The 21729-nt window shown below is 62.7% G+C and carries 24 protein-coding genes; 18 read left to right on the top strand and 6 right to left on the bottom strand.

Going from position 1 to position 21729, the window contains the following annotated elements; genetic code table 11:
- Positions 1–77: 77 nt before the first annotated feature.
- The 3 genes from NKJ75_RS08085 to lptF are packed head-to-tail and all read right to left on the bottom strand — an operon-like array spanning position 78 to position 4812.
- On the bottom strand, positions 78–2528 hold the full coding sequence (locus NKJ75_RS08085; protein ID WP_023743802.1) for an LPS-assembly protein LptD: 2451 nt from the start codon (positions 2526–2528) through the stop codon (positions 78–80).
- A complete protein-coding gene (gene lptG, locus NKJ75_RS08080) occupies positions 2528–3610 on the bottom strand; it encodes an LPS export ABC transporter permease LptG (protein WP_023702945.1) in 1083 nt (360 codons plus the stop codon). The genes NKJ75_RS08085 and lptG overlap by 1 nt, the downstream gene beginning before the upstream one ends.
- Positions 3611–3612: 2 nt before the next feature.
- A complete protein-coding gene (gene lptF, locus NKJ75_RS08075; RefSeq protein ID WP_023672737.1) occupies positions 3613–4812 on the bottom strand; it encodes an LPS export ABC transporter permease LptF in 1200 nt (399 codons plus the stop codon).
- Positions 4813–4829: 17 nt separating this feature from the next.
- Here lptF and NKJ75_RS08070 point away from each other — a divergent pair, with 17 nt between their 5' ends.
- From NKJ75_RS08070 to NKJ75_RS08060, 3 genes are read left to right on the top strand one after another with little or no spacing between them, the layout of a single operon-like run.
- Entirely contained in the window at positions 4830–5138 is a 309-nt protein-coding gene (locus NKJ75_RS08070) for a hypothetical protein (protein WP_352499544.1), read from the top strand.
- Between the two features lie 49 nt (positions 5139–5187).
- Positions 5188–6678: a leucyl aminopeptidase gene (locus tag NKJ75_RS08065; protein ID WP_023715072.1), complete on the top strand. Its 1491-nt coding sequence runs from the start codon at positions 5188–5190 to the stop codon at positions 6676–6678.
- Positions 6679–6686: 8 nt separating this feature from the next.
- A complete protein-coding gene (locus NKJ75_RS08060; RefSeq protein ID WP_023672739.1) occupies positions 6687–7136 on the top strand; it encodes a DNA polymerase III subunit chi in 450 nt (149 codons plus the stop codon).
- A 6-nt stretch (positions 7137–7142) separates the two neighbouring features.
- Here the strand turns inward: NKJ75_RS08060 and NKJ75_RS08055 are convergent, their stop codons facing one another.
- Positions 7143–7739 carry a T6SS immunity protein Tdi1 domain-containing protein gene (locus tag NKJ75_RS08055; protein ID WP_023743803.1) on the bottom strand — a complete coding sequence of 199 codons (597 nt, stop codon included), beginning with the start codon at positions 7737–7739 and terminating at the stop codon, positions 7143–7145.
- A 201-nt stretch (positions 7740–7940) separates the two neighbouring features.
- Between NKJ75_RS08055 and NKJ75_RS08050 the strand changes: the two genes are divergently transcribed.
- Genes NKJ75_RS08050 through NKJ75_RS08015 form a run of 8 tightly spaced genes read left to right on the top strand, consistent with a single transcriptional unit; the run spans position 7941 to position 14723 of the window.
- On the top strand, positions 7941–8882 hold the full coding sequence (locus NKJ75_RS08050; RefSeq protein ID WP_352499543.1) for a 3-oxoacyl-[acyl-carrier-protein] synthase III C-terminal domain-containing protein: 942 nt from the start codon (positions 7941–7943) through the stop codon (positions 8880–8882).
- Positions 8879–9883, top strand: a complete 1005-nt coding sequence (locus NKJ75_RS08045) for an NAD-dependent epimerase/dehydratase family protein (RefSeq protein ID WP_031204524.1) — start codon at positions 8879–8881, stop codon at positions 9881–9883. The genes NKJ75_RS08050 and NKJ75_RS08045 overlap by 4 nt, the downstream gene beginning before the upstream one ends.
- Positions 9880–10704, top strand: coding sequence for an MBL fold metallo-hydrolase (locus NKJ75_RS08040; protein ID WP_023743806.1), 825 nt, complete (start codon positions 9880–9882; stop codon positions 10702–10704). The genes NKJ75_RS08045 and NKJ75_RS08040 overlap by 4 nt, the downstream gene beginning before the upstream one ends.
- Entirely contained in the window at positions 10701–11957 is a 1257-nt protein-coding gene (locus NKJ75_RS08035; RefSeq protein WP_023715075.1) for a F390 synthetase-related protein, read from the top strand. Before NKJ75_RS08040 ends, NKJ75_RS08035 begins: the two co-directional genes overlap by 4 nt.
- On the top strand, positions 11954–13087 hold the full coding sequence (locus NKJ75_RS08030; protein ID WP_023715076.1) for a GNAT family N-acetyltransferase: 1134 nt from the start codon (positions 11954–11956) through the stop codon (positions 13085–13087). The genes NKJ75_RS08035 and NKJ75_RS08030 overlap by 4 nt, the downstream gene beginning before the upstream one ends.
- The gene (locus NKJ75_RS08025) at positions 13084–14088 is read left to right on the top strand and encodes a Rieske 2Fe-2S domain-containing protein (protein WP_023743808.1); all 1005 of its coding nucleotides are present in this window, start codon (positions 13084–13086) and stop codon (positions 14086–14088) included. Before NKJ75_RS08030 ends, NKJ75_RS08025 begins: the two co-directional genes overlap by 4 nt.
- A gap of 52 nt (positions 14089–14140) precedes the next feature.
- Positions 14141–14428 carry a type II toxin-antitoxin system RelE/ParE family toxin gene (locus tag NKJ75_RS08020; protein ID WP_023672746.1) on the top strand — a complete coding sequence of 96 codons (288 nt, stop codon included), beginning with the start codon at positions 14141–14143 and terminating at the stop codon, positions 14426–14428.
- 1 nt (position 14429) lies between these two features.
- Positions 14430–14723, top strand: coding sequence for an addiction module antidote protein (locus NKJ75_RS08015; RefSeq protein WP_023672747.1), 294 nt, complete (start codon positions 14430–14432; stop codon positions 14721–14723).
- A 58-nt stretch (positions 14724–14781) separates the two neighbouring features.
- Here NKJ75_RS08015 and NKJ75_RS08010 read toward each other — a convergent pair whose 3' ends face one another.
- Complete coding sequence (locus NKJ75_RS08010) at positions 14782–15939, bottom strand: ATP-grasp domain-containing protein (protein ID WP_352499542.1); 1158 nt, start codon at positions 15937–15939, stop codon at positions 14782–14784.
- Between the two features lie 182 nt (positions 15940–16121).
- Between NKJ75_RS08010 and NKJ75_RS08005 the strand changes: the two genes are divergently transcribed.
- From NKJ75_RS08005 to NKJ75_RS07985, 5 genes are all read left to right on the top strand, one after another.
- Positions 16122–16736, top strand: coding sequence for a hypothetical protein (locus NKJ75_RS08005; RefSeq protein ID WP_023684715.1), 615 nt, complete (start codon positions 16122–16124; stop codon positions 16734–16736).
- A 7-nt stretch (positions 16737–16743) separates the two neighbouring features.
- Positions 16744–17592, top strand: a complete 849-nt coding sequence (locus NKJ75_RS08000) for a 23S rRNA (adenine(2030)-N(6))-methyltransferase RlmJ (RefSeq protein ID WP_023705344.1) — start codon at positions 16744–16746, stop codon at positions 17590–17592.
- Between the two features lie 239 nt (positions 17593–17831).
- Positions 17832–18335 carry a MarR family winged helix-turn-helix transcriptional regulator gene (locus NKJ75_RS07995; RefSeq protein ID WP_023705343.1) on the top strand — a complete coding sequence of 168 codons (504 nt, stop codon included), beginning with the start codon at positions 17832–17834 and terminating at the stop codon, positions 18333–18335.
- A complete protein-coding gene (locus tag NKJ75_RS07990; RefSeq protein WP_023684718.1) occupies positions 18323–18745 on the top strand; it encodes a VOC family protein in 423 nt (140 codons plus the stop codon). The genes NKJ75_RS07995 and NKJ75_RS07990 overlap by 13 nt, the downstream gene beginning before the upstream one ends.
- 202 nt (positions 18746–18947) lie before the next feature.
- Complete coding sequence (locus NKJ75_RS07985) at positions 18948–19394, top strand: hypothetical protein (RefSeq protein WP_023673457.1); 447 nt, start codon at positions 18948–18950, stop codon at positions 19392–19394.
- A 97-nt stretch (positions 19395–19491) separates the two neighbouring features.
- Here NKJ75_RS07985 and NKJ75_RS07980 read toward each other — a convergent pair whose 3' ends face one another.
- The gene (locus NKJ75_RS07980) at positions 19492–20115 is read right to left on the bottom strand and encodes a TetR/AcrR family transcriptional regulator (protein WP_027048822.1); all 624 of its coding nucleotides are present in this window, start codon (positions 20113–20115) and stop codon (positions 19492–19494) included.
- A 62-nt stretch (positions 20116–20177) separates the two neighbouring features.
- Between NKJ75_RS07980 and NKJ75_RS07975 the strand changes: the two genes are divergently transcribed.
- Positions 20178–20705, top strand: coding sequence for a DinB family protein (locus NKJ75_RS07975; protein WP_023705340.1), 528 nt, complete (start codon positions 20178–20180; stop codon positions 20703–20705).
- Between the two features lie 581 nt (positions 20706–21286).
- On the top strand, positions 21287–21676 hold the full coding sequence (locus tag NKJ75_RS07970) for a hypothetical protein (protein WP_023673454.1): 390 nt from the start codon (positions 21287–21289) through the stop codon (positions 21674–21676).
- Positions 21677–21729 lie beyond the last annotated feature (53 nt).

Here is a 21729-nt window from a genome sequence, read left to right as displayed (position 1 = left end):
GGTTTTGGCCGATTCCAGCCCGATATTGGCGAAATCCGTGCCCGCTTTATGCGGCAAAACGATGTCGTCAGCCGGCTCTACTGGATGGAGTCGATCGAGCTTTGGGACGAGCCGAAATCGCCGAGCGTGCGGAACGACAGGTTGAAGCCGACATTCTGCGACACTTCCTTGGTTTTGATGTCGCGTGATTCCGAGTACGTCATCAGGTAGGTGAAGCAGGAATCATTGTAGGCAAAGCCGACGCCGTCCTTGACCAGCACGCTTTGTTGCAGGTCGTAGGTGCCGGTGCCGAAGACGCGCCAGTTTTCGGCCAGGTGTGTCGAGGCGCCGAGCGTGACTTCGTGGCGGTCGGTGGTGAAACCATAGAGCGGCTGCGCCTGGATGAAGGCGTATTTGGCGCTCAGCGAAACCGGCAGCCCGGAATAGGCGGCCTTCACCTCGGCACGGCGAACTTCGAAGGTCTGCTCGTCGAAGCGGCCGCTGAGCGAACCGGAGAAGCCGCTCGGGCTGCTGAAGCCGACAAGGCCGACATAGTCGGAGGTCGAAGTCTCCAGGCCCGAATTGGCGGCGCCATCGACATTGGCGCCGACATTGACCAGATCCGGCGAATTGAAGGAGTTGCGGCCGCCCAGCTGGTAGGATTGGCCGAAGATGGCATTGGTGCCCCAGCCATTGTCATAGGCGCCGGAATAGCGGAAGCCGACATTGGCGCGGCTGCCGCCTTCGACGCGGTCGTAGCCGGAGAACTTGTCGCGCTCGAACAGCGTCGTGGCATCGAAGACGAAGCTCTGTGCGTCCTCGTTGGGAACGGCGAGCCCGCCGACATACTGCTCGTTCGGGCGCATGAAGACCTGCGCCATCGGCTCGACGATATGGCTGGAGCGGGCCATCGAAAACAGCACCGGCCAGCGCATCTCAAGGCCGGCGGTCGCCATGTAACGGGCGAAGGAAGACCGCATGTCGTCGGCGGCACCGACATTCGTTGCCATCTGGTTTACCGCAGTCAGCGAAGCCGAAGAAGCGTTGAGATAGTCGACGTCGCCCTGCAGAGCCAGAAGGGGCGTCAACTGCAATCCGCCGTCCGTGGTGAAGGTACGCTTCCATTCGGCTTCGGCGGTGAGGCGACCGGATTCGCCCTCGATGCCGCGCACGCGCTGGACGCCTGAGCCCGGCACATAGGGGGTAAAATAGGCCTGATCGAGATCGTCGCGGCGAATGACTCGTGCATTGACGTTGAACGACAGCTGGCCGCCGGCCACCGACATGTCGGGGATGTAGGCATAGTCGAGCGACGGCAACACCCAGGGCTGCTTGTCGCTGCGCGATGCGACGTTGCCGTCCGGTGTGTTTTCCTGAACCTGGAAGCGCATGGCGCGCACATCGAAATAATTGCGGTCGTTTAGGCCGGTCAGGTAGACGGACGATTGATGCACGGCGTCGTTGTAGCCTTCGATCGTGTAGGTACGCGAAAAATTCTTGTCGGTCTGAAGCAGGATATCCCAGCCGAAGTCCCAGCGCGGATTGATGGCGAACTGGCCTTTGGTGCCCATCATCCCGCGGAATTTGTTCGGATCGCCTGCTGGCCCCGAATTGACATTGTAGCCGCCGGGGAAAGCCGCGAAATCACGGAAAGCGCCAGGGTCCTGCTGGTTGATTCCGGCAAGCTTCAGCGTGTATTGGCCATTGTTGAAGCGCTGGCGCCACTCGGCCTCGCCGAGGAAACCCTGCTTGGTGTAGCCGCTGCCGGTAACGGTGAGGTCGTAGGTCGGCGACAAAGCGAAGTAGTAGGGGATTTTGACGCCGACGCCGAGACGATTGTTGTAGCCGATGCTGGGGATCAGGAAGCCGCTTTTGCGCTTGACCGTCGGGTCGGCGATCTCGAACGCCGGCAGATAAGCCAGCGGGAAACCGAAGAATTCGAAATTCGCGTTCTCGAAGCGAACCGTTTTCTTTTCGCCGTTCCAGATGATCTTCCTGGCTTTGATCCGCCAGGTCGGCGCCTTGTCCGGCTTGTCTTCGCAAGGCTCGCAGGCCGTATAGACGCCGTTGTGGAACGTTGTCAGCACGCCGCCCATGCGCTCGGCGCTTTCGGCGGCGAAATAGGCTTTTTCGGGCGTTTCGACGCGCAGCGCATTGACGAAACCGTCAGCGAAATCGTCGGTAATATCGATATGCTGCGAGTTGATCTTGGTGCCGTCGCTGTTGACGATCTCGACATTGCCGCTGGCAACCAGCCGCTTGGTGTTTCGATCATAGACGACGCGCTGGGCGACGAGCTTGTTGCCGCCATAGTCGATCTGGACGCCGCCGATGGCGGTGACCGTCTGGTTGTCGTTGTTATAGACGAGCGTGTCGGCCGCCAGCAGCATCTGGGAGCCGGAGGGAACCTTCGTTGCCACGTCGGTGACGTCCTGCGCCAGCGCAGGGGCCGTCAGCACGCCACAGGCGAGCAGGCATGCCAAGGCGCTCGCCGAATAGAGGCGCGCCAAACCGGCCTGCCTATGGCTGCGCAAAGCCGCCTCCCTCACTAGCCGTCTTCCTTGTATAGCAGGAATGTCACCCCAAAGAACATAGCCACGACAACCGGAACCCATGCAGCCACGGCTGTGGGCACGAATCCCGCCACGCCGAATGCCTTGACCAATACCGAAACGACATAAAGCAGAAAGCCGGCGAGGACGCCACCCAGAATCATCGTTGCCGACTGCCCCATCCTCGCAAATCGCATTGAAACTGTTGCCGCAATCAGCGTCATGGCCACAAGCAGGAACGGTAACGCCACCAGCGAATCGAACTGCATGGCGAAGGCATTTGCCTTGAGGCCGAAGGAGCGGGCAACCTCAATCTTGCCGGGAAGGTCGTAAAACGGGATGGTTTCGGGGCGCGCCAGCCGTTCCTGCACGAATTCCGGCTTGAGGTTGGTCGGCAACTGGTCGGTCGTTTCGGAACGGATGTTGCCGTCCTTGAACACCTTGACGTCCTGCAATTCCCAGTAGCCGTCGCGCAGAAAGGCCCGCGCGGCGTCCTTGCGCTCGACGATGTTGCCCTGCGGATCGAGGACGAAGAACACGGTGTCGGCCATTTCCAGGCCCTGGTTCAGGATGGCGCGGGCGCCGATGATGGTGTCGCCCGAGTTGGTTTTCTGGCGGATCCACGGCGTGGCATCGGCCGCCACCACGTTCGAATTGCCGGATCGCAGCTGGTTTTCCATCTGCTCCGACCATGAGAAGCCATGCGCGGCGATCGGATTGAGCACGCCGACCGATAGTATGCCGAATAACAGCGCACCTATGCAGCAGGGCAACAGAAACTGCCAGGCCGACACTCCGGCCGATCGCGCAATCACCAGCTCGTATTTGCGGTTGAGCGACACCAGCGTCGCCATCGCCGAGAACAGACCGACGAACGGCACCGTCTGCAGCATGATCATTGGCATCCTCAGCGCCGAGATCGCGACCGCCGTGCCGTAGGTGAAGCCCGGCAGGCCGGTGATGCGGCCGGACAGCTCGGTGAAGTCGATCAGGAACACCAGCGCCAGAAGGCCGATGAAGAACCAGATCGTGATCGACACGTAGCGAAAGAAGAAGTAGCGGCCCAGGGTCCAGCCCATCGTCAGGCTCCCTGGCCGGATGTGTAGCGCCGATTGAGGCGCAGCTTGAGCGCCGTCCAGCCATCGCTGACGCGGCCGGCGAAATTCGTCATCCAGTCGGCCCAGCTGCCGGGCAGTTCCATGCTTCGCGAGGTGACGATGAACCAGATGGCGACCGCCGAGGCGATGACCGGCACGCCATAGACCATATAGGCGTATTGCGGGATCTTGTCGGCCTTGCCGGCGGCAAAGAAGCCCAGCCAGCGCACGAACAGCGCAATGGCGATGGCTGTGATCAGCGGGTGGATGCGCGCCTCGCGGTGTGAGCGCGCATCGCCTGCCACGGCCAGCGCGATCAGCGCGAACACCAGCGAATAGGACCATTCGGAAAAGCGCTGGTCGAGCTCGGCCTTGTAGGCGCCGGGCCTGCGCTGGAAGATCTTGTCGTTCGGATCCGGGTTGAGCAGGTATTGCGTCGTTCGGTCCTTGGGCAGGAGCATGATATCGTTCGCCGCCGACATGAAGGCGGAAAGGTCGAAGGCGTAGGACGTGAAGCGGATGACCGACAGGTCGCCGGTCAGCGTCTTGCGATGAATGACGCCGTCATTCATCATCAGCACCTTCTCGTCACCCTTTTCGACGACGCTGCCGCTCTTGGCATAATAGATCAGATTGGCGCCTTCCTCGCGCGAATCGGCCACGAAGATGCCGCCGAGCCGGTTGTCCGGAAGCCGCTCGCCTATCTGCAGGAACAGCCCGTCGTCGATCTTGCGGAACGTGCCTTCCTGGATGATCAGCGACAAGAGATCGGCGCGCGAGGACGCGATCAGCTGGCGGTTCTTCTGCCTGGCATAGGGTTCGACGCCATTGTCGACCGCGAAGGAAAAGACGCTGGCCGCCAGCGCGATCAGCAGGACCGGCCGCACAATCGTCCAGCGCGAGGCGCCGGCGGCGTTGATGACGGCCAATTCCGAATCGGAGTTCATGACGCTGAGCGTCTGGGCCACCGCCACCACCAGGGCGAATGGCACCACGATCGGGATGATGGTGGGGATGATGAGGCCCGCGACCTCGAAAAAAGTCAGCGCCGATTGGCCACTGTCGGTGACCAGGTCGATGCGGGCAAGCACCTGCGTCGTCCAGACAATGGCCAGCGTCCAGATCAGCGCAGCGAGAAACACCGCCAACGCGCGACGCATGATGTAGCGTTCAACGACCTTCATGTAAGGCTTTTCTCGATTTGCCGAACGGCATCATGCCCGCGGACAAGGTAGTCGTCCGGCTGCGGCTGTACAACTGGGTGCGTTTGGCCATTTCTTTCAGGCAGTTCGATCCGATTCTCCGTCCCACATCGCCCGTCCCGCAGGCCGGAGTGTCGGCGGCAATGGATAAGAAAGGGAGAACATCGATGGTTAACAACAGGTTGCGGCAGGAAAGCGGGGCCGTGCCGCGACGAATCGTTATCGATTCCGCTGCGCATATGAGCCCTGATTCCGGCAAAGTCTTGCCAAATCAAGGAAAACGACCAAATGTCGCGCATCTTCCCTGAGAATGCATTTTTCCTGAAAATCTGAGCCGTTTCCCGAAAGCAGGACCTGATGACTTTGAGACCATTGATCGCCTTCGCCAAATTTGCCGCACCCAAAAAGGGCAGCATCTTCGTGCTGGCGGCCGACGATGGTGGCCTTGGCGAACCGGCAAAGGCCTGCGACCCCTCAGGAACGCTGGCGCGGGCGTTTCCGGTGGCGGAGTTTTCCGGAAAATTCGCCGGTGTCGTGGAAGTGCTGGCGCCGCAGGGAACATCGCTCGACCGACTGGTGGCGGTCGGCGCCGGCAAGGTCGCCGGCCTCGATGACTTTGCCTGGCTGAAGCTTGGCGGCACCATCGCCGCGTCCCTGCGCAAGGCAGCGGAGGTGGCCGTCATCCTCGATGTGCCGGGCGCAAAGATTGGCGGCAGGCAAGCGGCGAACCTTGCCGCCGGCATCATTCTTCGCAGCTACTCCTTCGACAAATACAAGACCAGGAAAGACAAGGACGATGCCGAGCCGAAGAAACCGGTCAAGGTGACCATCCACACCGCCGATCCTGCCGCGGCGAAAAAGGCCTTCGCCGACGAGGTTGCGGTCATCGACGGCGTGCTTCTGGCGCGCGACCTTGTCAACGAACCGGCCAATACGCTCGGCCCGATCGAATTCGCCGCCCGCGCCAAGGAACTGGAAGCGCTCGGCGTCGAGGTCGAAATCCTCACCGAGAAGGAAATGAAGAAGCTCGGCATGGGCTCGCTCCTCGGTGTCGCGCAAGGCTCGCCACGCGGCGCCCGGATGGCTGTCATGCAATGGAAGGGCGGCAAGGCCAAGGACGCACCGGTCGCCTTCGTCGGCAAGGGCGTCACCTTCGACACCGGCGGCAATTCGATGAAACCGGCTTCCGGCATGGAGGACATGAAGGGCGACATGGGCGGCGCCGCGGCCGTCATCGGGCTCATTCAGGCGCTAGCCGCGCGCAAGGCCAAGGCCAATGTCGTCGGCATCGTCGGGCTGGTGGAAAATGCCGTCGACGGCCATGCCCAGCGCCCCGGCGACATCGTCACCTCGATGTCGGGTCAGACCATCGAGGTGCTCAACACCGATGCCGAAGGACGCCTCGTTCTGGCCGACGCGCTGTGGTATTGCAACGACCGCTTCCAGCCGAAATTCATGGTCAATCTGGCGACGCTGACCGGCGCCATCATGGTCGCGCTCGGCCAGCATTATGCCGGCCTGTTCTCCAACAATGACGAACTTTCGGACAGGTTGACGGCGGCCGGCCAGGCGAGTCAGGAGCGGCTGTGGCGCATGCCGCTTGGGCCTGAATACGACAAGCTGATCGATTCCAAGAACGCCGACATGAAGAACATCGGCGGCCGCTATGGCGGCGCCATCATCGCCGCGCAGTTCCTGCAGCGGTTCGTCAAGGAAACGCCGTGGGCGCATCTCGACATCGCCGGCACCGCGATGGGCTCGCCGCCGAGCGAGATCAACCAGTCCTGGGGCTCGGGTTTCGGCGTCAGGCTGCTCGACCGGCTGGTGCGCGACAATTACGAGGGATAAGGCAGGGAATGGCCGATGTCCTGTTCTACCACCTGACCGAATCGACGCTGGAGGATGCGCTTCCCGGCCTGCTCGAGCGCAGCGTCGATCGCGGCTGGCGCGCCGTGGTGCAGACAGGGACCGAGGAGCGGCGCGATGCGCTCGACCTGCATCTGTGGACATTCAGGGACGATTCGTTCCTCGCGCACGCGACCGACCGTGAAGCCCATCCGGCCGAACAGCCAATCCTGCTCACCACGAGCGACGCCAACCCCAACCAGGCGCAGATACGCTTCCTCGTCGATGGCGCCGCACCCGCCGATCTCGCCGGCTACGAACGCGCCGTGTTCCTGTTCGACGGCCATGACGCGGCCCAGGTCGAAGGGGCGCGGACGCATTGGAAGGTGTTGAAAGAAGCGGGCCACGCTGTCACCTACTGGCAGCAGACGCCCGACCGTCGCTGGGAGCGCAAGGCGTAAGTCGCGTTATCGGTCGCTGATCGTAACCTTGTTTATCTTCGCGCCCTGCGGGAGATCTTTCACCTGCCGATGGATTTGGCCGGCGATATGCACCTTCACAACGAAAAACGTCGTTTCCATCTCTCGCAGACTCATTTCGCCGCCAAGCACCGGCGGCTTCTTGAAATCATAGCATTGGCCGGCTGCCGGAATCAGTCCGTTCTTTCGGGCGGCAACGACAAGGCCCGCCAGCAGCAACTCGTCGCGGCGCGCTTCATTCTGCAAGTCGGCCTGAAATTCCGCCCAATGACCCGCAATTCTGGTCAATTTCCCGTCGAGCATATCGAGATGACGAACCGACCCGTCGCCGGCACGGAAAAATATGTCGCCGAAAGCTGACACCGCAGCTGGTTCAAGGCCATCCAGTCCGATCCACTTCCAGCCGTCCAACGCTTCCGCGATTTCGTTCGCAGGTGGTTCGATAAAGAGGAACTGATAGTCATGGGGCCATTCGGCTCTGATCAAGCCCCCTGTATTGGCTCTGTTGGGCTCGGCTTTTCCTTCCTGTCTGGCGTCGGACGCGCCAAAAATTGAAGAAATAAAGCGGAAAAAAGATCTGGCCATAATCGCCCCCGTACGGGTCTTTATACTTGCGAGAGATTCTAGCCGCAATCCACTGAAGGCTCCATAGTTCCCACGCATTCGTCTTGATGATGGCCATCACATTGGATCCGTTTTATGGATTGACTGGATGCAGGCTCATTGGGCGGGCTGAGAATGCGGATCAGGATCATCGGAACCGGGCGGGCCGTGCCGGCTCGATGCGTGACGTCGCGCGCCCTCGATGCGCGGCTGGGGTATGGCGATGGACATTTCGAGGCCGCGACCGGCGTCATCGAACGCTATGTCTGCGACGCCGAATCGCAGGTCGACCTTGCTTGTGCCGCAGCCCGTCTGGCGCTTGCCGATGCCGAACTTGAGGCAGGCAGTGTCGATCTGGTCATCGGCGGTTGCGGCGTGCCTTATCAGCCGTTGCCGTCGACGGCTCCGCTGGTCATGCAGCGCCTCGGCCTTGCCGATGGGTCGGCGGCCGCCTTCGACGTCAACAGCACCTGCCTCGGTTTCCTCACAGCCTTCGAGACCGCGTCGCGCCTGATCGAGGCCGGGCAATGCCGGACGGCGCTGGTGTTCTCGTCTGAAATCGCCTCGCGCGCCCTGCCGTGGCAGGACCAGCCGGAAATTGCGGCCCTCTTCGGCGATGGCGCGGCGGCCGCCGTGCTGCAACAGGCAGCCCCTGGCGAAGGTGGGGTGGCGGCCAATCTGATGCGCACCTACCCTTCCGCCTATGCGGCCTGCAGCATCGGCTCCGGCGGCACCCGGTTCGACTTTCATCGTGAGCCCGAGGAATTCGCCCGCCACAGCCTGTTCCACATGGAGGGTAAGGAACTGTTTCGCGTCACGTCACGCAATTTCAACGGCTTTGTAGCGGAGTTGCTCGATCGCGCCGGCTGGCGGCACGACGATGTCGACCTCGTCGTGCCGCATCAGGCAAGCCCTTTCGCGCTCGCCCACATGGCGCGCCAGACCGGCTTCGCCAGGGAAAAGCTCGTCGACATCGCGGCGCGCTACGGCAATCAGATCGCCGCTTCCATCCCCTTTGCGCTCGACGTCGCGCGCCGCGAACAACGCATTGTGCCCGGCGCCAAGGTGCTGTTCCTCGGCACCTCGGCCGGCGTGTCGTTCGGCGGCATGGCGCTGGAAGCATGACCGTGGGACGCGTCCTCGTCACCGGCGCCAGCGGCTTCCTCGGCGCGCATGTCATGGCGCGGCTGGCTGCACTGGGTACACCTGCGCTGGGTCTTGGCAGGGACGCCAAACGCTGCGCGGCGCTCGAAGCCGCTGGTCATCGGGTCGTTCGGCTCGATTTGTCTCAACCGTTCGATGCAGCTGCCGCGCGCGCTCTAGACGGAGTCGATGCGATCATCCACTGCGCGGCACTTTCCGCGCCCTTCGGTAGGTTGGCGGATTTCCAGACGGCAAATGTCACAGCTACCCGCAACCTCAGCGATTTCGCGCGCGGGCAAGGCGTGCGCCGCTTCGTCCATATCTCCAGCCCGACGGTCTGTTTCGCCTATCGCGACCAGCTCGGAGTTTCCGAGAATGCGGCCTTGCCCCCTCCGGTCAACCACTATGCCCGCACCAAGCGGCAGGCCGAGGAGATCGTGCTGGCGGCGCCTGAGATCAGCCCGGTGGTGCTACGGCCGCGCGGCCTCTACGGTCCCGGCGACCGCACGCTGCTGCCGCGTCTGCTGCAGGTGGCACGGCAGCGGCCGCTGCCGCTGTTTCGCGACGGCAAGGCGCGCATCGATCTCACTTATATAGAGGATGTCGTCGATGCGGTGCTTGCCGCGCTGTCCGCCGGCAGCGCTGCCGAGGGACAGGTATTCAACATCTCCGGCGGCGAAGTGGTGCCGGTCCGCCGCATTGCCGAGGCGGCCTGCGCCCGCGCCGGCGTGCAGCCGCGCTGGCGCAGAATGCCGCTCTGGCCCGCCATGCTGGCGGCCGGGATAGCGGAGACGGTAGCGAATATATTGCCCGGCTGCCCGGAACCGCCGGTGACGCGCTACGGTCTTGGCCTGTTCGCCTATGCGCAGAGCCTCGATCTTTCCAAGTCAGGCCGCATCCTCGGCTGGGCGCCGAAAGTGTCGTTCGAGGAAGGGCTCGATCGCACATTCGGCAAGGCGACGGAAAGCAGGGAGGCTGCGTGAAGATCGTCTTCGCCAACAGCGCCTCTGTCGGCGCAGTCGAGCGCCTGATCCTGCGCGGCGGCAGCTGGGCGAAGGTCAGGCTACGTGTCCGCTACGGCCTGATCATGCATCCGCAGGCCGGCCCCGTACTGGTCGATACCGGCTACACGCCGCATGTGACACAAGGCAGCGAGCGCAGCACGGCGTTGCGTCTTTACAGTGCGATCCTCCGGCCCCAGCTCAACGAAGCCGAGCAGCCGCTCGCGGTACTGGCGCGCTTCGGCCTGTCTTTGCAGGATGTGCGCACCGTCATCGTCACGCATTTCCATGCCGACCACATGTCGGGCCTGTCGCTGTTTCCCAACGCTCGGCTTATCGCCAATGACACCGCCTGGGCGCGGGCGAAGGCCAAGACTTCCCTGCAGAATCTGCGCCATGGCGTCTTCAAGGAACTGTTCCCGTCTGACTTCGAGGCCCGACTCGACGGGCTGTCGTCGAAGCGGCAGGTCGAGCCGCGTGGCGGCGTACCGGGCGGCGCCGATCTGTTCGGCGACGGCAGCGTCATCGCAGTCGGTCTGCCCGGCCATGCCGATGGCCAGTTCGGCCTTTCGTTCCCAAATCTGGAGCGGCCGCTGCTCTACGCCGTCGACGCGCAATGGTTGTTCGCGGCCCTTGTCGAAAACCGAACTCCCGGTCTGCCGGCAACCCTGCTGGCCGAGGATGCCGCCGCGATCGAGCCGACCAGCGTAATGTTGCGCCGGTTTCTGGCGACCGGCGGCGAGGTTGTTCTTTGTCATGATCCGGCGGTGACGGCCTACGATCTGGCCGGAGAGAGCGCATGAACGGGCCGACGGAAGCGGCCCGTTCGTTTGTGTTGACGCAATGGCTCTCGCGCAAGAGCCGTGAGAATTTCGAACGCTGGCAAGGTCATGCCTTGCGCCGCTTTCTCGACCGCGACCTGCCGCGCGCGCCGTTCTACGGCAAGACGCCGCGTCATCTCGGCGATCTGCCGGTGACCGACAAGGCGACGCTGATGGGCAATTTCGAGCGCTTCAACATTCATGGCGTCTCGGCCGCCGAGGCCTGGAAGGCGCAGGCCGGCGATAGCCGCATTGGCGAGCTGACTGTCGGCTCCAGCACCGGCACGTCGGGCAATCGTGGCCTGTTCGTCATTTCCGAGGCGGAAAAATACCGCTGGCTGGGCACCATCCTGGCCAAAGCCGTGCCCGATCTGCTCTGGCGCCGGCAGCGCGTTGCGGTGATCCTGCCGCAAAACACCGGGCTCTACGATAGCGCGCGCAAATCGCGGCGTATCGACCTGCGCTTCTTCGATCTGACGCGCGGTCCGGAGAGCTGGCGCGGCGCTCTCGAAGATTTCGCGCCGACGGTGATCATCGCGCCACCGAAGATACTGCGGCACTTCGCGGCCGAGGGCTTTCGGCTCAAGCCGCAGCGTGTCTTCAGCGCCGCCGAAACGCTCGACCCGGTTGACCGGCCGGTCATAGAGGCATTCTTTGGTGGTCAGGTCGACCAGATCTACATGGCGACCGAAGGGCTGTTCGCCGTCACCTGCCGCCAGGGCGGGCTGCATCTGGCCGAGGATTCGGTGTTCTTCGAGTTCGAACCGGCCGGCGACGGCCTGGTCATGCCGCTGATCACCGCCTTTCGCCGCCGGACCCAGATCATGGCGCGCTACCGGATGAACGACTTGCTGCGGCTGTCCGAAAAGCCATGCCGCTGCGGCTCGCCGCTGCGCACGCTGGACGAGATCGTCGGCCGCATGGACGACGCTTTCCGGCTAGCCTCGCCGCACGGGCAGCTCCTCGTCACGCCCGACATACTACGCAATGCGGTGCTCAAGGCCGACCGGCGCATCGACGATTTCCGCCTGGTCCAGACCGCTGAAGATGCAATCGAACTCAGCCTGGCCCCCGGGCTTGCCGACGAAGCCGCCACCGCCGCCCATCAGTCCGTGCGCAATTTGCTGGCGGCGCGCCAGGCGACAGCTTCGGTCAGCCTTGTTCGCAGGGACCTGCCGTTGGAGACCGGCCGCAAACTGCGTCGGGTCGAATGCCACCTGGGAGCGGCATCATGAACCGGCTCGCTATGTTGCCACTCGATCAGACGAACCGGGTAGAAAACAACCCGCGTGAGGTCGAAGCCTTCGTTCAGCTTTTCAACGAGGTGCCGGTGCGCGACCTCGTGCGCAATCTGACAGTGGCTGTCGAAACCTTCGAGATCGCCGGCCGCTCCTTTCCGCTGACGCTGAACGACAGAAGCGAAGCGCCGAACTGCTACATCTGCTGCCCGTCCAGCGCCTATGTCGACTATGCCATCGACGAGACCCGCAATTTCGTCTCCTCGCCCTTGCTGCAAAAAACGATGCGGATGCTGATCGGCCTGTGCGCGCCGCTGGTCAGGATGAGCGGCCTTGACCATCAGGTTCAGGTCAACAACTGGCTCTATTCGACCAATCCGGTGCCGCTGCTCGATCGCAACGCGGTCGCGGCGATGCGCGACGATCTCACCGCGCGTTTTCCCGATCGCGCTGTTCTCATCCGCTCCCTGAACGAGATCGCCGATCCGTCGACAATCGCAGCGCTGAAGGCGGAGGGTTTTCGAATGCTGGCGGCGCGGCAGATCTACATCTTCGCAGGCGACGGTTCGGCCATGACCAACGACATGAAGCGCGACCGCAAGCGGCTGCCCACGACGCCTTTCGAGCAGGTCGGCAATGGCGACTTCACCGAGGCCGACTATGCGCGCGCCGAAGCGCTCTACCGGATGCTCTATCTCGACAAATACACGCCGCTCAACCCGCACTACACGGCCCGCTATATCGGCGAGACGCACCGTCGCGGCATCCTGCAACTGGCAGGCCTGCGTCGTCCCGGCGGTGAACTGGTCGCCGTCGCCGCTTTGTCTCAGAACGGCAGGACACTGACGCAGCCCATCGTCGGCTACGACACCGGCCTCCCGGTGAGCGAAGGCCTTTACCGCATGATGATGGCGCTGGCGCAGGATCATGCGATGGCGCACAGCCTGTTCTTCAACATGAGCGCCGGTGCCGCCGCCTTCAAACGCTTGCGCGGCGCCGTGGCGACGGTGGAATACAACGCCGTCTATGCTGCCCATCTGCCGCGCCGCCAACGCATGGCGGTGCGGATCATGGAATTTGTGCTCGCGAAGATCGGCATTCCCCTGCTCAGGAGATTTGAACTTTGAGCGACACCCGGCAGCAGAAAGACAAAGACTATTGGCAGGCGGTGATGCGGTCTGCCGACATCAAAGCCAAGCCGAAGCGCATCCTGTTCGACGGCGCGCCACTGGTGCTGTTCCGCTCGGCGAAAGGCATTGCCGCCCTCTTCGACCGCTGCGCTCACCGCCTGGTCGAACTCTCGACCGGCAAGGTCGTCGGTGGCGAGATCGAATGTCCCTATCATGGCTGGCGCTACAATGGGGAAGGGCGCTGCACCGCCATTCCCGGCCATGTCGGCGACGTCCCGCATTACCGTATCCGCCGCTACAGCGCGATCGAGCGCGACGGCGTCGTCTTCGTCTCGGCAGGCACGCCTGAGGGCGAGCCCTATCTCCATTGCATGCAAGGCAAGGATGTCGTCGTGAAGCGGGTGCGAAGCTCGGCGCGATCGACGGTGCTCGACGCCGCCGAGAACATTCTCGACGCCACTCACACCCACTTCACCCACAAGGGTGTGCTGCGCGGCCTGACCGCAAAGCGCCATCTCGTGCGCGTCGAGGTGACCGGCGGCAAGGGCTGGGTCGAAAGCTGCTACACCGGCGAGGACCGCCAACAGGGGCTGGTCAGCCGGCTGCTGGAAGGCGAGCGCGCCAAGACCATCGGCCGCTACCGCCATCCCGGCATCGTCGAACTCGAATATTGGGGCAAGGGCGGCTTGGCGCTGGCGACCACTTTCCATTTGCGTCAGGCGGACGAACGGACCGTCGAAGGCGTCGGCTGGCTGATCGGCCCGCGACAGGGCCTGTTCGGCGAACTCAAGGCGCTTGCTTTCCGGCCGCTCTTTGCCTTTGCCCTGCAGCAGGATCGCCATGTGCTGAAATCGGCCAGCGACAACGCCCGTATATCGCCGCAGGTTCAGCCGGCGATCGGCCCGCTGGATTTCCTGCGCCGCGACATAGCGGCGATCATCGACGGCAAGATGCCACCGGCGGCGGCAGAGCCGCGGGTGCACCAAATCGAGTTGTAATCTAAAGTTCACGGCACTTGATTCCAGTTCTGCTGTAAATTATAGTTCACGGATGATCGAAGTTCGATCCACTGACGAATTCCGAAAATGGCTCAGAGGGCTCACGGACATTCGCGCCGTAAAGAAGATCACCCAACGGATTGTCCGCGTTCAGGCTGGGCTGTTGGGAGATGCCAAGTTCTTCGATGGCATAGGAGAATTGCGCGTAGATTACGGTCCGGGATACCGCGTGTACTTCGTCCGGCGCGGCAACACGGTCATTATCCTGCTCTGCGGCGGTGACAAAGGCTCGCAGGACAGGGACATCGGAAAAGCCAGGAAAATGGCAAAGGAAGTTTGATATGACCCTCAGAACCACACCATTCGACGCCGCCGAATATCTTGATGATGCTGAGTCTCAAGCCGAACTGCTCGCTGATGCGTTCGAGACCGGGGACGCGACTTATATTGCGCACGCCCTCGGCATTGTCGCGCGCGCCCGCGGCATGACAAGCATAGCGAAGGACGCCGGCGTGACCCGAGAGGCACTCTACAAGGCGCTGAGCGAAAAGGGCGATCCGCGCCTCAGTACATTGCTGGGCGTAACCAAGGCGCTTGGCCTGCAATTGTCCGCAAAGCCAGTTAATCCCGTTTAGGCAACCTTAGCAGGACTTACGCACTCAGCTGAAAACGGGAAGTTCCGCTTCAACTCGACTAGTCCTGCTCCGGCCCATTCCACTCGATATCGCGCGTCGACGCGGCCTGAAGGCTGATGCGCTGGCGCAGTGCTGTGCCGGCGATCTCGGCCAGCGTGCGCCACTGCGCCCGCTTCGGCGCGGGGTCGCCCGGCCAGTCGAGCAGCTCATCGGCATCGTGCATCGCCTGGCGAAAGCTGCCGAGACCACCGGAGCGCAGTGCCGCCGGCATCCCGTAGATCCACATCGCAAGCCTCACCGTCTGCGGCGCCGTCACGTCGGGCTTCACCTCGGCGCCATCCTCCAGGACCGCGTCGGCGAAGCGCCGCGGATCGCGAAAGAAGTGCAGGCCGCTCACGGCGCGCGGATTGCACTCCAGTGGCAGCACCCTGCCGTTGTTCTCGCGCATCAGGTCGAAGGATATCTGGCCGGTCCAGCCGGCGCCGGCGACGAAGGTTTCGACGAAGCGCCGCGCCGCGATATCCTCGACCGGCTCGAAACAGATGCCGGCGCCCTTGCCGGCGCGATAGAGCGAACGGTAGAGCGCCAGCGCTTTGAGTTCACCCTCGATCGCCACCGCATAGGCGCTGATCTCTTCACCGGCGACGTAGCGCTGCGCCACCCAAGGAGCGGCGGGCGAGGGGCGGACGGCGTCGAGTTCGTCCGGCGATGGCCGCAGCAGTACGTCACGGGCAAAACGTGACCACACAGGTTTGAACACCAATTCGCGCGATTGGCCACGAACGCCGTCGAGATCGGCCTCGCTTTGCAGCAGTATCGTTTCCGGCACGTCGAGCCCAAGGCTCTGCGCCAGCCGGATGAAGGCATGCTTGTCGTGAACGCGGGCGAGCATCGCCATCTCGGGTGCGAAGAGGCGGGCCGGCATGGCGCGGTGCTGCCAGAGACGACCGAGATAAAAGACTTCCTCGCAGGTCGGGATAACGAGTTCGATGCCTTCCGCGCGGACAAGCGCTTCCACCGCCTTGGCATAGGCGTCGGCGGCAAAGCGCGGCGGCGGCAGGCGATGGTAGGCGGCGCAGGCCGTGCTCGCTGCGGCCATCGGCCGGGCCGGGCTGTCGGCCAGGATCACCCGGCGACCGGCGCCATGCAGCAGCCGCGCCAGGTGCAGCGCCACCGGCGCGCGGGCACCGGTGATCAGCACGGTGCTATTGGGCATGAGCCACCGGCATCGGTTGGAAAAGACGAGTCGATGCTTCTGCGGAAGGCTTCATTCGCCATAAGTGCCACATGGCTTGCGTGCCGCCAACGCACTCCACAAAGGTGGCTCCGCTGCGTCAGCCATCGCTTTTTGGCCTTCGGGGCGTTATTGGCAATCTGTCGAACACCCGGATCTCCTCAATGCGCTTTCTGTTTGTCCTGATACTGCTTGCCGGCGCCGCCATTGGCTTCGTCTATCCCTGGGCCATGAGCAATTTCTCCGGCCACGAGATCGGCACCTGGCGCGTCTACGACCAGGGACGGTTTAGGCCTGTGACGGTGACGCTGAAAGCTGGCGACGCGCCGGTCAGAGTGCTGGTCGACCTGACGGCAAAGGCCGAGCGCATTGTCTCGCAGCAGCGCACCGTGCTGACGCTGACTGCCGCCACAGCCGGGCGCACGGTGCTTGCCTCGACGCTGCAATTCAACCACGCCGACAATCCGCGCCAGGTCAGCCCGCAACTGCCCGACAAGATCTTTCGCGACGAGGCCGGCGTGATCGAAACCGTCAGTCCAGGCGCCTATCTCTTCACCGCCGGCCCGGGCGACGCCGACGATATCCCGATACGCGCAGTGGATCTGATACTGCGCTCCGGCGCCGGTGAGATCGATCAACGCGCACGGCCGGTTGGCTATGGGCTGATGGCCGTCGGCCTGATCGGCTTCCTGCTTACTCTGGCTTTCGGCGGTCGCCGGCCGGAGAACCCGAACTCGAAGCCGCCACCGCCGCGTTGGGGCAGAGGCTCCTCGACATGAGCGCAGCATGAACTACCGTCACGCCTATCACGCCGGCAATTTCGCCGACGTCGTCAAGCATGTCGTGCTCAGCCTTCTGCTCGACTATCTGAAGCAAAAGGACAAGGCGTTCCGTGTCGTCGACACTCATGCCGGCATTGGCCGCTACGATCTTTCGTCGGCGGAAGCGCAAAAGACCGGCGAATGGCAAGGCGGCATCGGCCGCCTCATCCACGCCCCGATCGAAAAATCGGCGGCTGCGCTGCTTGCCCCCTATCTTGAAGCGGTGCGTTCGCTCAATCCCGATGGCGGGGTGAAGAAATATCCGGGCTCGCCATTGATCGCCAGGTACCTCATGCGAAAGCAGGACCGGTTGTCGGCGATCGAATTGCACGACGCAGATGCTGCCAGGCTGAAGACGCTGTTTGCCGGCGATTTCCAGACAAGGGTGATCGAACTCGACGGCTGGCTGGCGCTTGGCGCGCATCTGCCGCCAAAGGAAAAGCGCGGCCTGGTGCTGATCGATCCGCCGTTCGAAGAAGCCGGCGAATTCGACCGCCTGGTCGACGGAATGCAGAAAGCGCACAGGCGCTGGCCGGGTGGCATCTACGCGCTGTGGTATCCGATCAAGGACCGCAAAGCGATCATCGCCTTCCGCAAGGCGCTCAAGCAATCCGGCGTTCCAAAACTGCTCGACATCGAGTTCGAGATCCGGCCGGCATCGCGTGAACCAAGCCTCGACGGCAGCGGCATGGTGGTGGTCAACCCGCCCTTCACGCTGGAGCGCGAACTGCGCATCGTGCTGCCGGTCCTGCACAGATTGCTGGCGGTCGAAAAGCCGGCGCACTGGTCGCTGGAATGGCTGGCCGGGGAGTAGCGACGCTTCGCAGCGGGCGACGCCCGCGGCAAAGACACAAAGTCGCTAGAAGTTTTGACGGTGGCGCCATCCGCGAATGCTCAGCTGTGTTCAACGAACCGAAACCATGGAGATGCACATCTAATCGGCTTGGCGTTGACGCTAATCCCAGAATCAGATAGATAGATGTCTAATTATTAGATTTCGAATCGAAGCCAAGATCGACAAAAAAGGAACGGGTCAACGCGATAGGCTTCGCGATGTCGCGCTGGCAGGATGCCGTTGAAACGTTCGATGGGACCGTTGCCGAAATCTATGTGCTGAGCGCTGCCGAGCGCCGCTGTCTCGGCGCGATCAGTCACGGCCCGCGGCCGGCAAACGTCGTAGCGAGGGAGACAAATCTCACGCCGGCGGCGGTTACGACGTTGATTGACCGGCTGGAAAAGCGCGGCTTCGTCAGCCGCCAGCCGGATCCCGATGACAGGCGCAAGGTCATGGTCGCGGCGGGCACCGAGGAACTCGTCCGGCGCTGCTACCATCCGATCCTCGAGGCGGGCGACGCATTGCTGGAGAAATATTCGGCGGCCGAGATGCAGTTTTTGCTCGGCTTATCAAGAGGTCGAAGCGATGCAGAAGGCGCAGACCGAGAGGGTGCGCGGCAAAGCAAAACCGGTGCGTTGAGAGAAGGCATCGGAGGATGGTCCGGCGCAACGCCGGTCCGGTTTCAACTGTGTACTGTCAAGGAGACGCTATGCCCCGTATGATCTTCGTCAACTTGCCCGTCGCCGACCTCGCTGCGTCGATGGCCTTCTACAAAGCTCTCGGTTTCGACAACAACCCGCACTTCACCGACGACACCGCAGCCTGCATGGTGCTGAGCGAAACGATCAACGTCATGCTGCTCACCCATGCCAAATGGCGTCAGTTCACCGATCGCCCCATCCCACCGGCCACCTCGAGCGAGGTCATGCTTGCCGTGTCCTGCGACAGCCGCGCGGCGGTCGATGCGATGAATGAGGCGGCGGCTAAAAATGGCGGCGCCGCCGACATCAACGCCCAGCAGGATTATGGCTTCATGTACAATCGCAGCCTGGCCGATCCTGACGGCCACGTCTGGGAAGCGATGTGGATGGACCCGGCCGCCATACCGCAGGGCGACGCCAAGCAAGGCTGAACCGGGTTTCGGCGGCCCGCCGGCCATGGGCAGGCCGCTTTTCCTAATGGGCAAGGCGAGCTTTTTCAAACGTCAGGACGTGGTTTCGCAGCTTCGCACCGGAAAAACCGGTTGCGGAGCGGGAAACCATCGGCAGCGCGACCGCTTGACCGCGCGCCGCCGAATCCGCAAAGTGGGCGCAGTCGACCTTTGAGAGGCTGCCATGACTCGCTTTGCCAAATCCGCTCTTGCTGCCCTGATTTCGCTTTGCACGCCGCTGGCCGCACCCCTCGGCCAGCCAGCGCAGGCCGCCGATCTTTCCGTCTATTCCGACGAGGACAGCGGCGTTTGCGGCGAGGCCTGGGTGCTAAGCAAGATCTCCAGCCGCTTCTCCTACCAGGTGCATCACGTGCCGCATCTGCCGGATGTTTCGATCACCGATTTCCAACGCATCCACCAGCATCGCTATCTCCCGGCCAGCGAAGAATGGCCGATCGGCCGCCGCTATTGCGGCGCCACCGTCAGCCTTTCCGATGGCCGCGCCCGCACCATCTGGTACTTGATCGAGGAAGGCCAGGGTTTTGCCTCGATCGGCGACAATGTCGAATTCTGCGTCTCGGGCTTCGACCGCTGGATGGTCTACAACGGCCGCTGCCGCGTCCTGCGCTAAGGTCGGATAAGAACCGCCGTTGAACCTGCTATCTCCCCGCAAGGGGGAGATCTGATGTCGCTCCGGTTTCGCCAATCTCCGAACTGCTGCCGCTGCCTCACATCGCCTTCCCACCAGATACGTAAGCGCAGATCAGCTCGACCAACTGCTTCTGCAGTTCCGGCAAGTCGAGCATGTCTCGCCGCGCGGCATTGTGGATGACGCCCTCGACCGCTGAGGACAGCACCCGGGCCACGGTCTCATTGTCCTTTCTGCGCCTGCGATATTGCGCCACCGCCGCCGTGTAGTGATCAAGATAGCGCGACTGGAACGAGGCATGGGCGGCGCGTGAGCCGCGATCGCCCGGCGCCTCGTCGAGCAGCACCTGATGCAGCGTCGGATGGATGCTGTGCGCATCGATCATGCCGCGCACCAGCTCCTGCGCGAATCGTTTGAGCGGCTTGTCGCCTTCTGTTGATTCGGCGATCACCGACAGCACCTGATCGAAATGTCGCCGGCGAATTGCTTCGACCAGCGACAGCTTGTCGGGAAAATATTGATAGAGCGAGCCGATGCTGACGCCGGCCGCATCGGCCACCTTGTTGGTGGTGAAGCCGGCCCAGCCGAGCGCGCTTAGAACATGAGCACCGGCTTCGATGATCGCCTCGACCGTCGCTCTCGAACGCGCCTGGCGCGGCTGCTTGCGCATGCGTGAGCGCGGCTTTGCAATGCGAGTAGACATGTCTGCTCCAGCAGCCAAGAATATAGATAATATACTCACATTTTTTGCAAAGGATACAGACCATGGACGCGCTGGATTTGCTCCGCAGCCTCTTCGTTTATCAAGCCTGGGCGAATGGTGAATTGCTGCAGAAGCTTGCGGGCCTCGACCAGCAGGAGCATGTCGATCAGCGCCACACGGCGACCCGTCTCATCAACCACAACCTTGTCGTATCGAAGATATTCGCCGCGCATCTTTCCGGCACGCGTCATGGCTATGCGTCCGACAACACCGAGGACACACCGGCACTCGATGAATTGAGCGCTGATGTCGCTGCGGTGGATCGTTGGTATCTCGACTATATCGAAGCCGTCTCGCCAAAGCTCATGTCAGAGCCTGTGCCTTTCACCTTCACCGACGGCGACAGGGCGATGATGTCACGCCAGGAAATGCTGACACATGTCGTCACGCATGGCGGCTATCACCGCGGCGAGATCGGGCGGATCCTGATGCAGATCGGCATTGCGCCGCCGTGGGATACGTTTGCCGTCCACCTCCACCACGCCGAGCCTTCGCGCCGGCTGCAGGTGCGCGAACGGGTTGGCGCTTAGGGGCCCGCACCCGTTGGCTTCCAAGGGACCGCGGCTTCCCGGGAGGAGGATTCCCCGATCTTTCGTTTCCCATTTCCGTTGGGCATCTCTTGCGCCGAAGCTGGCGATCTCCCTTCTCGTCTGGGAAACGTCCAACACAACAGGCTGTCCCTTCAAGTACTGTCTTTCCTGGCTTCCATCCAACCACTTTCGATATACGAGTAAAAAGCTCGCGTTTAGTTTAGTGCTGTTCCTGCAACCGTGGGGATGAAGCAAGATCAGCCTCTGCGGTGCGATGATTGTTGCCATCCAATAGGCCGCCGATGACCGCGTGAGATCGACGGCGTTGCAAGAGAATGTGAGCTTGACGAGAAGAACGTGTGAGTCGCGATATCAGAGATTTCTCTCGCAACAGTTCGCTGCGAAGCGGGAAGATTTCTTGCCGATTTCTGTGCCGATCATTGCGATCATGCTCTCAGCGTAACCGAAACTTAATCTGCGAAATTCTATGTAATGCTTCGCTGGCTAGATACGCACGAGTCAGATATGCATTAGCTCGCCGGGTCACTCACGGCCATCGGCACAAACGCAAGGGGCATCGCATGGCAAAGACCACGACGAAGGCGCCGGCGGCGAAAGCGCCGGCAAAGAAAGCGGCACCGAAAGCTGCCGCGAAACCTGCAGCAGTAAAGAAGGCAGCACCGAAGGCAGCGGCAAAGCCGGCCGCCAAGGCAGCGGCAAAGCCGGCAGCTAAGGCAGTAGCAAAACCCGCCGCCAAGGCAGCAGCGAAACCCGCCGCCAAGAAGCCGGCCGCCAAGGCTGTGGCGAAGCCTGCTGCGAAGGCAGCAGCCAAGCCCGCCGCCAAGAAGCCGGCAGCCAAGGCAGCGGCAAAACCCGCCGCCAAGGCTCCGATGAAGGCCGCCGCCGCCAAGTCGACGGCAGCTGTGAAGAAGGCTGCACCGGCCAAAAAGCCAGCCGCCAAGAAGAAGTAACAGCGGACCATCTCAAAGCTCCCGGGAACTTTGCCGACTGGCAGATTCCCGGG

It is taken from the genome of Mesorhizobium sp. M0058, assembly GCF_040323095.1.
GTDB lineage: Bacteria > Pseudomonadota > Alphaproteobacteria > Rhizobiales > Rhizobiaceae > Mesorhizobium.
The sequence above is the reverse complement of the archived record's forward strand: the minus strand, read 5'-3'. Positions and strand labels throughout refer to the sequence as shown.

Coding starts and splice junctions, on each gene's coding strand:
- NKJ75_RS08035 (WP_023715075.1), top strand. CDS start 10,701: ATGAACGGGCCGACGGAAGCGGCCCGTTCGTTTGTGTTGACGCAATGG.
- NKJ75_RS08020 (WP_023672746.1), top strand. CDS start 14,141: ATGATCGAAGTTCGATCCACTGACGAATTCCGAAAATGGCTCAGAGGG.
- NKJ75_RS08055 (WP_023743803.1), bottom strand. CDS start 7,739: ATGGCCAGATCTTTTTTCCGCTTTATTTCTTCAATTTTTGGCGCGTCC.
- lptF (WP_023672737.1), bottom strand. CDS start 4,812: ATGAAGGTCGTTGAACGCTACATCATGCGTCGCGCGTTGGCGGTGTTT.
- NKJ75_RS07980 (WP_027048822.1), bottom strand. CDS start 20,115: ATGTCTACTCGCATTGCAAAGCCGCGCTCACGCATGCGCAAGCAGCCG.
- lptG (WP_023702945.1), bottom strand. CDS start 3,610: ATGGGCTGGACCCTGGGCCGCTACTTCTTCTTTCGCTACGTGTCGATC.
- NKJ75_RS07990 (WP_023684718.1), top strand. CDS start 18,323: ATGCCCCGTATGATCTTCGTCAACTTGCCCGTCGCCGACCTCGCTGCG.
- NKJ75_RS07975 (WP_023705340.1), top strand. CDS start 20,178: ATGGACGCGCTGGATTTGCTCCGCAGCCTCTTCGTTTATCAAGCCTGG.
- NKJ75_RS08065 (WP_023715072.1), top strand. CDS start 5,188: ATGACTTTGAGACCATTGATCGCCTTCGCCAAATTTGCCGCACCCAAA.
- NKJ75_RS07970 (WP_023673454.1), top strand. CDS start 21,287: ATGGCAAAGACCACGACGAAGGCGCCGGCGGCGAAAGCGCCGGCAAAG.
- NKJ75_RS08060 (WP_023672739.1), top strand. CDS start 6,687: ATGGCCGATGTCCTGTTCTACCACCTGACCGAATCGACGCTGGAGGAT.
- NKJ75_RS08015 (WP_023672747.1), top strand. CDS start 14,430: ATGACCCTCAGAACCACACCATTCGACGCCGCCGAATATCTTGATGAT.
- NKJ75_RS07995 (WP_023705343.1), top strand. CDS start 17,832: ATGTCGCGCTGGCAGGATGCCGTTGAAACGTTCGATGGGACCGTTGCC.
- NKJ75_RS08010 (WP_352499542.1), bottom strand. CDS start 15,939: ATGCCCAATAGCACCGTGCTGATCACCGGTGCCCGCGCGCCGGTGGCG.
- NKJ75_RS07985 (WP_023673457.1), top strand. CDS start 18,948: ATGACTCGCTTTGCCAAATCCGCTCTTGCTGCCCTGATTTCGCTTTGC.
- NKJ75_RS08045 (WP_031204524.1), top strand. CDS start 8,879: ATGACCGTGGGACGCGTCCTCGTCACCGGCGCCAGCGGCTTCCTCGGC.
- NKJ75_RS08000 (WP_023705344.1), top strand. CDS start 16,744: ATGAACTACCGTCACGCCTATCACGCCGGCAATTTCGCCGACGTCGTC.
- NKJ75_RS08005 (WP_023684715.1), top strand. CDS start 16,122: ATGCGCTTTCTGTTTGTCCTGATACTGCTTGCCGGCGCCGCCATTGGC.
- NKJ75_RS08030 (WP_023715076.1), top strand. CDS start 11,954: ATGAACCGGCTCGCTATGTTGCCACTCGATCAGACGAACCGGGTAGAA.